General features: G+C 40.8%; 16 protein-coding genes. 9 read left to right on the top strand and 7 right to left on the bottom strand.

The genetic code is table 11. The annotated features are described in order from the left end of the window. Positions 1–210: 210 nt before the first annotated feature. The 4 genes from H5185_RS22875 to H5185_RS04400 are packed head-to-tail and all read right to left on the bottom strand — an operon-like array spanning position 211 to position 2236. Entirely contained in the window at positions 211–591 is a 381-nt protein-coding gene (locus tag H5185_RS22875; protein ID WP_310741656.1) for an alpha-ketoglutarate-dependent dioxygenase AlkB, read from the bottom strand. A gap of 18 nt (positions 592–609) precedes the next feature. Beyond that, complete coding sequence (locus tag H5185_RS22870; RefSeq protein WP_259396158.1) at positions 610–870, bottom strand: hypothetical protein; 261 nt, start codon at positions 868–870, stop codon at positions 610–612. A 29-nt stretch (positions 871–899) separates the two neighbouring features. Continuing rightward, positions 900–1868 (bottom strand): magnesium transporter CorA family protein, encoded by a 969-nt coding sequence (locus tag H5185_RS04405; RefSeq protein ID WP_182722060.1) that lies wholly within the window; start codon positions 1866–1868, stop codon positions 900–902. A gap of 41 nt (positions 1869–1909) precedes the next feature. Further along, positions 1910–2236, bottom strand: a complete 327-nt coding sequence (locus H5185_RS04400; RefSeq protein ID WP_182741460.1) for a winged helix-turn-helix domain-containing protein — start codon at positions 2234–2236, stop codon at positions 1910–1912. A 228-nt stretch (positions 2237–2464) separates the two neighbouring features. Between H5185_RS04400 and H5185_RS04395 the strand changes: the two genes are divergently transcribed. Genes H5185_RS04395 through H5185_RS04385 form a run of 3 tightly spaced genes read left to right on the top strand, consistent with a single transcriptional unit; the run spans position 2465 to position 5406 of the window. Further along, positions 2465–3208 (top strand): PH domain-containing protein, encoded by a 744-nt coding sequence (locus tag H5185_RS04395; protein WP_182741459.1) that lies wholly within the window; start codon positions 2465–2467, stop codon positions 3206–3208. Next, a complete protein-coding gene (locus tag H5185_RS04390) occupies positions 3201–4844 on the top strand; it encodes a PH domain-containing protein (RefSeq protein ID WP_182741458.1) in 1644 nt (547 codons plus the stop codon). Before H5185_RS04395 ends, H5185_RS04390 begins: the two co-directional genes overlap by 8 nt. Positions 4845–4848: 4 nt before the next feature. Continuing rightward, positions 4849–5406 (top strand): DUF924 family protein, encoded by a 558-nt coding sequence (locus tag H5185_RS04385; protein WP_182741457.1) that lies wholly within the window; start codon positions 4849–4851, stop codon positions 5404–5406. 52 nt (positions 5407–5458) lie between these two features. On the opposite strand, the gene H5185_RS04380 is transcribed toward H5185_RS04385, so the two are convergent. Continuing rightward, positions 5459–5890: a universal stress protein gene (locus tag H5185_RS04380; RefSeq protein ID WP_124015659.1), complete on the bottom strand. Its 432-nt coding sequence runs from the start codon at positions 5888–5890 to the stop codon at positions 5459–5461. Positions 5891–6191: 301 nt separating this feature from the next. Here H5185_RS04380 and H5185_RS04375 point away from each other — a divergent pair, with 301 nt between their 5' ends. Then, positions 6192–7613, top strand: a complete 1422-nt coding sequence (locus H5185_RS04375) for a coniferyl aldehyde dehydrogenase (protein ID WP_182741456.1) — start codon at positions 6192–6194, stop codon at positions 7611–7613. Between the two features lie 137 nt (positions 7614–7750). Further along, positions 7751–8338 (top strand): TetR/AcrR family transcriptional regulator, encoded by a 588-nt coding sequence (locus tag H5185_RS04370; RefSeq protein ID WP_259396157.1) that lies wholly within the window; start codon positions 7751–7753, stop codon positions 8336–8338. Between the two features lie 16 nt (positions 8339–8354). Here H5185_RS04370 and H5185_RS04365 read toward each other — a convergent pair whose 3' ends face one another. Next, positions 8355–8672: a DUF1289 domain-containing protein gene (locus H5185_RS04365; RefSeq protein ID WP_182741466.1), complete on the bottom strand. Its 318-nt coding sequence runs from the start codon at positions 8670–8672 to the stop codon at positions 8355–8357. Positions 8673–8889: 217 nt separating this feature from the next. On the opposite strand from H5185_RS04365, the gene H5185_RS04360 reads away from it, so the two are divergent. The 3 genes from H5185_RS04360 (at position 8890) to H5185_RS04350 (ending at position 10986) form a co-directional block, all read left to right on the top strand. Continuing rightward, complete coding sequence (locus H5185_RS04360; protein WP_259396160.1) at positions 8890–9429, top strand: DUF4136 domain-containing protein; 540 nt, start codon at positions 8890–8892, stop codon at positions 9427–9429. Positions 9430–9546: 117 nt separating this feature from the next. Continuing rightward, a complete protein-coding gene (locus H5185_RS04355) occupies positions 9547–10191 on the top strand; it encodes a DUF2913 family protein (RefSeq protein ID WP_182697835.1) in 645 nt (214 codons plus the stop codon). A 51-nt stretch (positions 10192–10242) separates the two neighbouring features. Further along, entirely contained in the window at positions 10243–10986 is a 744-nt protein-coding gene (locus H5185_RS04350) for an ABC transporter substrate-binding protein (RefSeq protein ID WP_182741454.1), read from the top strand. A 40-nt stretch (positions 10987–11026) separates the two neighbouring features. Here H5185_RS04350 and H5185_RS04345 read toward each other — a convergent pair whose 3' ends face one another. Further along, complete coding sequence (locus H5185_RS04345) at positions 11027–11599, bottom strand: DsrE family protein (protein ID WP_182741453.1); 573 nt, start codon at positions 11597–11599, stop codon at positions 11027–11029. Between the two features lie 114 nt (positions 11600–11713). Here H5185_RS04345 and H5185_RS04340 point away from each other — a divergent pair, with 114 nt between their 5' ends. Next, positions 11714–12205 carry a GNAT family N-acetyltransferase gene (locus tag H5185_RS04340; protein ID WP_182741452.1) on the top strand — a complete coding sequence of 164 codons (492 nt, stop codon included), beginning with the start codon at positions 11714–11716 and terminating at the stop codon, positions 12203–12205. The last annotated feature ends 511 nt before the right edge of the window (positions 12206–12716 follow it).

The raw sequence follows: 12716 nt of genomic DNA, 5'->3' as shown, positions 1-12716 counted from the left end.
TCTCAAACTAGCTCGACCTTCGGTCTTCGAGGTTCTAGAGTCGCTTCGCTGCTAGTTCGCTACGCGGATACAGCACTTCAATTTGACTCGATATCGCTTGTCATCTCTGGGATAGAGACTGCTTAGCTGCTGAGATTCTATAGCATCTAGCCGCGCAGCGTCCTAGCCTCTAGGCCTTTCGCTTTTAGCTATGGCCATTAACGATATCTGTTAACCATAGTAATTAGGGATAATTTGTCGAAAAGTAAAATTAATACGCGGTTCAACCACCTTAAGGCGTTTAGGTAAAGCATGTTGCCAGTCTTGCTGCATACTGGGATGCATAATGAGTAAATCGCCAGATCCAAGTGCAAAATTCACTTTTATTTTAGTGTTTTTGTGACGCACAACAAAGTCTCTACAGGCGCCTAAAGTAACAGAGGCGATAGCAGAACCGCTGACAATCTCAGGTTCATCATCACTGTGCCAGCCCATACAATCATGGCCATCAGCATAACGATTAACCAATACTGAATTAGTGTCTATTTGATGATCATTAAGTAATTTGGCACGTAATCGGCTCAGGACTCTGGGCCAAGGTAATGCGGTAATGTGTAATTTAGAATAATGCTAATCGCATCCAGGATCACCAAACCACACTTGGGTTCGAGGAGTCAGATGCTGTTTACCGTATACCTCAATTGAAACCCGCTCTAATGGATATTGATTCACTTCATTGAGCAATAACTGCTGTTGCTTGGGCGATAGAAAACCTTTAATCCAAGTAACTGGGGGGCTAATTGGATTTTTAGCCGATGGCTCGACAACATAATCTTGGGTTAAGCCGTCTTGGGACCCACCGAAATCTAACCCATGTTGAAATCCTGCCACCTCAATTACCCTCTTATCACTCAGCCTAGTTAATACCAACGCTTAATCTTGGCAATCCATAAACCTGATACCGCAATAACAGCCATTAGGATCAATACCGCAAAATAGCCAAAGCGCCATTTTAATTCAGGCATATTATCAAAATTCATTCCGTAAATACCCGCCACTAAGGTTAACGGTAAAAAAACGGCGGTAACTAGGGTTAATGTCATCATGACCCGATTGGTTTTATGAGCACTCACCGAAATAAAGCCATTAATGAGGCTATCCACTAAGCCTTGATAAAGACTGGCACGACTGGATAATCGCTCAAACTGATTATATAAATAGCTTAGCTGTTGATAATCCATCTTAATATGTTGATGGCTGTCATCGCGAAGCAATTGTTGCAATATCTCTTCGAGATAACTGAATGAACGTTTTGCTTTTTGTAATTTACTGCTATAACCGATTAACTCTGCCAGTAAATCATCAGATGACACCTCAAAAATCTCATCTTCTATGTCACTTAAACGCTCTTCTAACGCTAACATCACAGCTAAGTAATCAACCACAATTTGGCGCATGAGATCAAAGCACACTTGACTCATATCAGCATTATCAAGCTGACCATGCTCACAGATCCGTTGGGTAACCTTACTGACACTGACTGACGGTTTAATATGTTGAGTGACTAAAAAGTGATCATTTACATGCAGTAGTAACTGGCTGCGTTCAAGCAGAAGATACTCTTCTCGGTCCATAAGCTCATGGGTGAGCAAGTATGAATGTGTCTCATATTCTTCAAACTGCGGAGGATGACGTTCACGTTGTGCGTCTTCAAAATCGAGATGATCGATACCAAAGTAAGGATATTGCTTAAAAAATGCTTGGCTATGTTGACTGGTAATATCGACCCATATTAAATGCTGTTGTGGGTCATATTCAGCCATAAGGGCCTCATCTCCTTGAGATAATAATAGACCTTGTGCATTGAATAACATTATCTTTATTGCCATGAATAGCCCTTTTAACAACTCATTATTGCTGTAAAAATAGCCTAACTTACCCTTTCAAGCTCAGCAATCGTCTCAATATGTTGTTTAATCTGCTCAAAATGACTATTAACCCAAGCACTGCTAATTGGTCCCCAGGTTGATATGCGATAATAACCATCATTATGACGTTGGCCTTGTTGCACAAAGTCCACTTCAATCCCAATATCGACAAATGCCGCTATTGCATCTTGCAATGTTCTTCTGGGCATCTGAGTCAGTTTTTGCAGGCTTAATAAGTTGTGCTGTTCTTCATCAAGCAAATGCGCTAAATATAATTTCCGTAAAAATGCTTTTTGCGATTTATTGATCACGTAATTATTTGAAAACATCTTTTACACGCCCTATTGTCTCTATATCACTCAGTTGAAATTACTGTATCAATAGCCCGTCACGCAAGCACTATTACTGGAGTGGCTTTATTACTGCATAATTAATTACTGATTGTTAAGCCACGGCATTGATTTATCGATACCTAAGATGATTAACACTACCTAAGTCACGACAATCTAGTTATAGTTTTTAATAATAGAAATAGCAGACATGGACAGCGAACAAACATGGATACTCCACCGCACGTGAAGAGCCCATTCGAGCAACCACCAATCAATGAGCCTGCAATAATAAGCGATACCGCTATATTATCCGCAGAAAAATTGTCAGCAGAAAAAGAATCATCAACAAATATTTATGATCATGGCCGACGTTTATCTCAAGCCGATTACATTCAGCTGGCCGACTTACCACTGAGCAATATTGATGCTAACTATCCTAAGCTATTGCTCATCATTAGTACGCTTATAGCAGTGGTTACCTTATCGCTATTAAGTGTATTTCAATTAATCGCTCAACCGCTGCCATTAATGATAGCCCTACTAGGGCTAGTTTCAGCAACCTTGTTGGCCGCTATAATCATTAAACTTATCCACCTCAAAGCCAGCAAAATTGCTTATGGATTGTTTAAACATGAAATGGTGCTGCGTGAAGGATTATTTTGGATATCGACAACAGCGCTGCCCTATACTCGGCTGCAACATGTTAATTTGTCTCAGGGACCTCTTGAGCGAAAATACAACTTGGTCACCTTAAAATGCTTTAGTGCTGGCAGTGGATTAGCTGAAATAGATTTACCAGGCATCAATGCTGATTTAGCTGAACATTTACGCCAACACTTATTAAGCCAAGCGGCAGCGAGTCACCCGTCAGACATCGCCGAAGATGATATGGTTGAAACAAGGGCACCTAACCAAGAAACTGATACTTTATCCATTTATCCTGCGCAACAGGATAACCATAATGAATAAGCCATCAACAGCAGATAACCATCAGCCGCATGGAACGGAAGCCGTTGTCACTGTTCAACCAGTTGATGCAGCACGCAGCGATATTAATCATACGCTAACCGATAACATCAATATCGCAAGTGATTTACAGCAATGGCAAGCACTGTCAGCGTGGTCTATCGTCAGTAATATTTTCAGTACCTTAAAAAGCATCCTTAGCAATGGCTTTGCTATTGTGCCCATTGTTTACACTGGATGGAAACAAGGTTTTGATATGCAATGGGGCATATTGGCGTCTGGCATACTATTATTGCTGGTGACATTATTGGCAATAATAGAATGGCGTAAATTTCGCTTTCGTCTGAATAACCATCAACTTGAAGTAAAACGCGGCTTATTGTTTACTAAAAAAGATGAAATCCCCCTTAGCCGTATTCAAAATATTCGTTATGAACAACCCTTTTATTTTAAGCCACTGTCACTTGGAACCTTAGTAATTGAAACTGCAGGATCTAAGAATGATGAGGCTCACTTAGCGGCTTTAGATACCCAACAAGCGCAAACCCTAAAACGTTTGCTGCTAAATTTACCCCACGCAAAAACACTATCAACAAGTGAACATTCACAGGTTAACGAACAAGATAGCGCAGATACCTCCCAGACTGTCGTGCGTAAAAGTTTATGGGATTTAGTGTTATTTGGCTTTTATCAAAACAACTTTATTTGGTTTGCAGTCATTGCCGGCCCCATAGCAGGCCAAGTCAATTGGGATAACATATTTGACTCACCAGTGGCGCAGCAATTTTGGCTATGGGCCCAACAACAAACCCATCAAAATATTGGCCTACAAACCATCATGGTCATAGTGGTGTTGTTTGGGGTTTACAGCTTGTTTTCGTTAATTTCAATTATCGCGGCAATCTTAAAATATCATCCATATCAGCTCGACAAACATGATGATACTTTACAGCGCAGTGGCGGTGTGATTTCACATCAACAAGATGCCTTGGCTATAAGGCGTATTCAATTAGTGCATGTTCAACAACCTATCATTGCACGTTTATTTAACCGATGGACCTTATACTTCAAACAAGTCAAAGGCCATGAGGTTGAACATAAGACCAAGCAACACATGTTAGTTCCAAGCGTTAAGTCAGCTGAAATAGAATCTCTTTTGGCAAAAATACCTCACCTCAGCGGTGGAGCAAGCGCACTGCCCAACAGTTACTCGCCTATTCATGTTAATTGGCTAACCAGAAGAATCGCGCTGCCACTGACCCTAGCCAGTGTAATCAGTATCATGGGGTATTATGGCAATCAAAGCCTTGGTTTTTTTGAAGTGATTTGGTTTGCCGCCATCATGGTAATAGTTGCACTGTTTATCCGCTATAAACAGTGGGGTTATGTCGTAGCAGAACAGGTGATTTGGCAGCACAGTGGCTTTTTAGGTCAACAATGGAAACGAGTCACATTTGAAAAAGTTCAACACGTTTCGATTACTCAAACTCAAAGCCAAAAACAGGCTAAACTAGCATATGTTGAAGTTGGATTAGCCAGTGGCAGTGTGGTGTTCCCATATATACCAATACAAGTGGCCGAACTGATTATTACACGATCACTTAATGCAACGAGTCACGATAACCGCAATTGGATTTAGCAAAATGAATCAAATAATAACAAGTGTTACCCCAGACCATGTAATTGATTTTTGGTTTGTGCAACTATCCTCTAAGCAATGGTGGATAAAGGATTTAGCGCTTGATTTGCAGATAAAACAAGCTTTTAGCACCACGCTTGATGCAGCCGTAAAAGGTGAATTACAACATTGGCGTACTAATGCTCAAAGCCGATTAGCTGAAATTATCGTGCTAGACCAATTTTCACGAAATATTCATCGCGATACCCCAGCGGCATTTGCCGCTGACAATATCGCGTTAGTACTTGCACAAGAAGCTGTAACATTAGGTTGTTTAGCTCAGTTACCAACACAACAGGCGGGCTTTTTAATCATGCCCTACATGCATAGTGAATCAATGATAATCCACCAACAAGGCTTGCCATTATTTGAGCAATTTGCGCCCAATAATCTGCCCAGCCAACAGCAACATCAAGCTATTATCGCGCAATTTAATCGTTATCCACATCGAAATAAAATATTAGGGCGCGACTCTACAACTGCCGAAATCGAATTTTTAACTCAACCCGGCTCTAGCTTTTAAGCAGATTAAAAGCATCGTTTGGTAATACCCTAGCCAGCTTCAACAAGCCATGCTATTTAACCACTAATACCGGGCAATCAGCTTTATTGGCAATGGCTTCGGCTACATTATCATGTAAAAAATGAGCCAACCCGCTTCTGCCATGACTGGCAATTACTACCATACCAATATCACCTTTATTGGCTTCGGCTAAAATTTCGGTAATCGCATCGCCACGGCGGATAACCGTTTCAATTTTTAAATTAGTATTTAGCTGCCCAAGCAGTTCATGCATTCGACTCGCAGCCGCTTCTTCCATACTTTTAGCTAACTCTTCGGGAGTAATCGCAAGTACCATATAATTTTCATCACCAAAAGGCTGATCAACTACGTGCACAATACGAATCCCAACTTGGTATAAATTTGCCATTTCAATGGCATAACGTAATGCATGTGACGCCGTATCAGAAAAATCGGTAGGCCATAAAATATTACGAGTACGCATATTATCTTCCTCCATATCATTTGCTAAACATTACATACCAGATAAACACACTCTGTTTCGTTTCACCAATATAAGTTTCATCAACGCTGAATAACACCCCACGTTTAAAGATATGTTCAGCATTGAAATTAAGTATAGTCAATATTAAAGAGTCACTTAGTGATCAAAGTCAAATCAAAACCGAAAACTTGCTTTAGATCAAAAAACAACCTAACATTAGACCGACTAATCAGTCGGTTTATTGAGTTGTTCAACATGACACTCAATAAACCAACATCGTTATTTTTGTTGGAGACAAAATATGAATATGGCCGTTGATAATATTGAAACACAACTACAACAATCACTAGCCGATCAACGCGCGCGTTTCCAGTCTAATCCAGCACCTGATTATCAATCACGAGTCGATAAATTAACTCGTCTAAAACATGCATTACTCGATAACCAGCAAGCTATTATCGATGCCTTAATCAATGATTACGGTCATAGATCGCCAAATGACACTATCATTTCCGATATTATGCCTTGTGTAAATAACATCAATTACACCATCAAACAGCTTAAATCATGGATGAAACCCAGTCGACGCCATGCCGGTTTATTACTGTCGCCGTCTAAAGTTTCGGTGCAATATCAGCCATTAGGCGTGATAGGCATCATAGTGCCGTGGAACTTCCCGGTCATGTTATCAATGGGTCCGCTAATCACCGCCATTGCCGCCGGTAATGGCGCAATGCTCAAAATGTCTGAGTTCACTCCGGCAACGAATGCGGTATTAAGTCAGATGTTGGCAACAATATTTGACCCTACAGAAGTTGCAGTCGTTGAAGGTGAAGCCGATGTGGCCGCGGTGTTTTCAGGATTACCGTTTGACCATATTCTGTTTACCGGTTCTAGCGTTGTTGGCCGCCATGTTATGCGCGCCGCAGCGAATAACTTAACCCCAGTCACCTTAGAGCTAGGGGGCAAATCGCCAGCGATCATTGCTCCAGATATGCCAATAGACACAGCAGTAGAGCGACTTATTTTTGGTAAGTGCTTAAATGCGGGGCAAATATGTGTCGCCCCTGACTATGTCTTATGCCCAGCAGAAAAAGTTGAGGCATTTATTGCCGCTTACCAACGTCGATTTAATAAAATGTACCCTAACTTCGACACCAACCCAGACTACGGTAATATCATTAATGATCGTCAGTACCATCGCCTAATCAAAGTGTTAGACGATGCAAAAGCCAAAGGTGCAAGCATCACTTCCGCCATTACAGGCCCAATATCAACAACACAGCGGAAAATAGCCACTCAACTAGTGACTAATACCACTGATGATATGCTGATTATGCAAGACGAGATCTTTGGACCTTTATTACCGATTATTAGCTACCAGTCGATTGATGAAGCGATGGCTTACATCAATAAAAACGATCGTCCATTAGCCTTATATGTGATGAGTTTTGAGCCACAAACTCAACAAAAAATATTAGCTCACACTCATTCTGGTGGTGTATGCATTAACGATACGGTATTTCATGTTGCCGCCGATGATGCGCCCTTTGGTGGCATTGGTCCATCAGGTATGGGGCACTACCACGGCAAAGAAGGTTTTTTAACCTTTAGCCACGCTAAAACCATTCTACACAGCGGTAAAATAAATAGTGGTATCTTGGTTCACCCGCCTTATGGCGGTATTATCCAACGGTTATTAATGAAGTTTTTCTTGCGTTAACACCGGTTTATCGCCATTGCAATTATTGTGTGACAAGCAATAATTGCTCAGCGTAATGAAGAGTCAAACTGATTTAACAGATAATCATCAACTCTCTCCTTATAAACAGACTTTAGATCAACAGGTATCTTGATTCGATGAGCCGTAAAGCAGTGATGACCACAGATAAGAAACAAGCCATTTTAGATTCAGCTTTACAGCTGTTTGTTAAGAAAGGCTTTAATGCTACATCGACCGCCTCAATAGCCAAAGCGGCTGGCGTGGCAACGGGCACCTTGTTTCATCATTTTCCAACCAAGAAAGACATCATGAGCCAGCTGTTCTTATCCATTAAACAAGAATTTGCGACCAATATGATCAGCAATACTGATTTTAGTGGAGATATTGAACAAGATGCTAACACCCTATGGCAAAAAGCCATCGATTGGGCGATTGCACAACCGTTAAAGCAACTGTTTTTTTTGCAATATTCGATGTCAGCAGACATTGATGCTGACGTCAGAAAGCAAGCGATGAATAGCATTTTAGGATTTGTGGTCGAGTTGATTGAGCAAGGTAAACAACAGCAGATTATTGCAGACTTTCCCAATGCCTTATTACTCGAAAACTGCCATGGGCAGTACTTAGCGGCGATTCGATTCTTTACCGACAACCCCAATTTAGGCGACGATGATGTGCACAGGAACGCTAGTTTTAGATTATTTTGGCAAGCAATGAAAGCGTAGCGTACTGAACACTGTATTATTCATCTACACTAAAACCGCTTAAATCAATTTCTTCATTGTCTGCTGTTATCTTGGTTTCAAAATCTAATTGAGGTGTATGCGCGGTTTGCAGGGTTTGAAGCTCAAGCTGTTTCGCTTTATGAATGGCATACTGGCGACGTCGTTTACGCTGTAAACACAAACGGATCACATCTTGCTTTTGTAACTCGCTAAACGTCATCCAGTTAAAACGTTCATCGCGACTACGATGGCAGCCCATACAGTAGCCGCGACTGTCTGACTGACAAACGCCGATACAAGGGCTTGGCACCGCAAAAAAACTTAACTGTTCCATCATTAGAATGCTTAACCTCAGCGAATATTGTTAAATGCCAAATATACGATATAGTCATTAATAGTTTGCTTTGATAACGGCTCAGAACCGACTAACGTCGTTATCGAACACCTTGATATTAAGGTTATACTAATTGAGTTAATTTTGTACATTATTGCACGTTAAAGGAGGTCTTATGACAACACCACAGCGTTCAGGTAAGTTTTTTACTCAAAAAATGGCTTATTATCAATCTATTACCCTAATCTGTAGCCTGCTATTACTGACATCTTGCACGGTAAAACCCAAGCAAGATTATGATGTTAATTATGATTTTTCTGTACTCAAAACATTCAGTCAGCTCACCGTAAAACAAACCGATGATCCGTTAACCGCTGATCGTATTAATGCCGAAATTAAACAAACCTTACTTAATCAAGGTTATGTCTTTACTAAAGACAATGCTGACTTTTTAGTGAGTTACGCATTTTTCACTGAAGACGAAGAGCAAGATTCTGGGTTATCTTTTGGTTTAGGCTCTGGAACGTGGGGCGCTAATGGTGGGTTAATCGTTGGAACAAGTATGGGGATCCCTCTAGGCAGTGACACGGCTAAAATTCAAACGATTCAAATTGATATTATCGACCCTGCCAGTAAACGCTTAATTTGGCGTGGCACTAGTCAGTATCGCTATGATCAAGGTGGCGAATATAAAGTGAAAAGTATCCAGCAAACTATCATCGCTATTTTGGGGCAATTTCCACCCAAAAAAGAATAATAGCCTTAATTTTACTCTCGGTAATAATCGATGCACAGTGGCTGATCAAATATCTATTTAGCAATGAGTCACTTCACGGTAAACTAAGCGCCACATTACTTTATTGACCCAGTTGAAATGACGACAGAAACATACAACCAAGCTTTATTAACACTTGCGCTAGCTGGAATAGAAGCCATAAATACTTCGGCATCACAACACAAATCCGTCAGAACACCAGCACAAGAAAGCCATTTTTTATGTAACTGGATGGTTGAGTCGTTAAAAACAAAACGCTTTTCAAAGCTCATGGCAGACGACTTAACAACTTGGATCAGTCAAGCACGAAGTCAAGGTGCGGGAGCTCAACTGAAACGTTTGTTAACCTGTATTGCAGATCAATATCAACAAGCTAACAACAGTACTATTGCGACCGGTGCAGGACTTAAAGGCCTTTTAGCCGCCTTGACGGAACAAAAGTGGGTGGTGATCACCGATACCGATATAGATGTAAAATTAAAACTCGGCAGCGATGGTCAATCCAGTATAGTCATCTCAGCAAAACAATTTAATCAGCATATTGTTGACGATAAAATTGTTAAACCCATCTCAATGTACATTCGCGGCGACGAAAAACTGGTCGCTCGCTTAGCACTAGAACAAGGTTTATTACTCAGTCAAGCCAATAAAAAGACTTCTCTGATCAAACACCATAAAACTTACATGCTAATGCCAAGTAATTTACATCCAAGTTTATGTTTGCTGTGTCTTGACCTTTATTAACTATCAATAGTTGATATAGTCTTGATACAAAAATAAAAATAAGGAATCACCATGAAAAAACGTTTTATAGCACTGTCTTGCTTTGTGATGTTTTTTTGTGGTTCGACAGCTCAAGCCGCTACAGTTCTTAAGTACAACGTCAATGCCTCAAGCGGTTGGGTACCTTATTATATTGCTGACTCAGCAGAAGAGCCTGGAATACTAGGAGAGCTGGTACCTTTACTGCTGGCAAAAGCCAATATTGACATTGAAAAACATAACTTCCCGCCAAAAAGAACCAATTATGCCCTCGATAACGGCTTATTAGATTTCGACTTTGTTAGCCCCGATTGGTTTCCTAATAAGGATTTAGGCACGCTTTTTGTACAATCTGATCCCATAATAGCTATCCAAGAAAATATTATTACTTTGGAGGAAAATGCTAAAAACTGGCAAAATATCAACAATATTAAAGGCAAAGAAATAGGCACGGTACGTGGTTATTTGTACCATGATGATGCGCAATATACTCGGGTCGATTTTGTTTCAGAACGCGATCTCATCAAAGCCCTGTATAAAGAAAGAATTGATGCGGCTATCTGCGGCGACTTACCCGCTTTATATTGGGCTAAAAAACTCAACAGTCCTATCAGCCTTGCGGCAATTCATACACAAGGCGAGTTAGTGATGCGTCTTCGTAAAGAGCACCTAGCCTTGTTACCACAAATCAACGCCGCTATTGCAGAATTTAATCAAAATGGTACTACTCAAAATATTATCGATAAATACACCAAGCAAGATGTATTTAATCGATAATGCGATTGCCTACTAGTACTGGCAACATTCTACAGGCAAATTAAAACGGATTTACACTGTAGCCATCATGAGCCAACACGGCATGGGCAGTTAACGCCGATAATGCCATCTCAACGCCTGGCAATAAATCGTCAGGGGTAATGCCATAATATGCCGCGGTTTGACCACATACATAGAACTTTGCGCCATGCTTAACTAGCTGAGCAATTAAGTCTTTATTGACATTTTTTTGTCCCGCATTGAGCTGCTGGTAAACACTATCCTTGGTCATATCATTCGCGGCTTTACCATGCACCACCATAGCAACTGAAATATCTTCAAGCTTAACCCCAGCTGCCACATGCATGTTGATAAAACGCGCTAAGGTATCAATACTACGATTCAATTCTGCAGGTTTTGCTGCACTACTTAAATCAAAAGCGACTTTGAACTTCATTCCAGCAGGTATCACTAAGCTACTATTTACTTCAGCTATTTTGCCATAATCCTTAATTATCGGCCCTGATTTAAATGCCTCAGTCCCAGCGGAAGCGGTAAATGATAAAGAGGTCATTAAGGTAAATATCGCCGCTGCCAAAACACATTTACGGGCTGAATGTAAACTGACTGTCATTATATTGATATTCCTTATAGCTATTATTATGGTTACTCTAGCACTGATTTATACTTATGATTCATGCCGTTTCTGAGTATAATTACGCCCTCAAAACTACCACGAAAGAATGATATGTCAATTCGTCCAATTACCGCTAATGATTGGCCCGCTATTATGGCGATCCAAGCGCAATGTTATGTTGAACTAACACCAGAATCGCTTGAGGTTATGCAAAGTAAATGGCAAACCTCCCCTGCTAGCTGTGTGGTATTTGAACAACAAGGTAATGTGCTAGCTTATGCTCTTGTTCACCCGTGGCAAAGAGGCGATGCCCCGTCACTGAACCGTGAATTAAAGGGGCCTATTGAGAGCAACAGCTGGTATTTACATGACATGGCTATCTCACCCAATGCACAAGGTATGGGTGTTGGTAAGCAGCTATTTACCTACCTAATTAATCAGGCTAAAACATTAATGGTCAATGGTATTGGATTAGTTGCAGTGCAAGGCGCACAAACATATTGGCAACAGCAAGGGTTTAAACCTGAGCCCACCTCAGCAAAGCTAGCACAATCATTAGAAAGCTATCCTACTGGGGCATGTTATTTATATTTACCCTTATGATAAAAGCTCGCGCCATGTTGCTATCGGTTTATAACCACTGTGCGTTTAATACTCTATGACATTACTAATCAACTTAAGCAGTAACGTTGCGGCTTTATTAGGGATCTCGGCGATTGAGATATCCTAGGGTGTGTTGATGTTTCAAGGTTATTTTGCAGTGAATGTTTGGTCTATAACGGCAACAGTAGCCAATAAGACTAGGGCTTAGGAATGAAGTTATGCAGCATAAAAGCCGATAACGCAGGAGCGATGGCCAGTAAACACTGCCCGAAGGTCCAGCTAAAATCGTGTTGCTGTTTGTTGAGCGAATCTTGCTTAAATTGCTAGGCGGCTATCCACTCGCCTCGATTAATAAACGTTTACATTGAACAAAATGCAACCAACAAAGTTCAATTGTTTCTAGTGGTGAAAAATTTATTGCCAGTTACAGCAAATCGGCTTGGTTATAACGAGATGAACGTGGGACAATTAACCGCTATGCAAGAGGCCGCTAACTTTACTGTATTTGCCC

This window comes from Shewanella sp. SG44-6, assembly GCF_014164185.1.
In the GTDB taxonomy this organism is placed as follows: Bacteria; Pseudomonadota; Gammaproteobacteria; order Enterobacterales; family Shewanellaceae; genus Shewanella; species Shewanella vesiculosa.
This window is presented reverse-complemented; position numbering and strand designations above follow the sequence as displayed.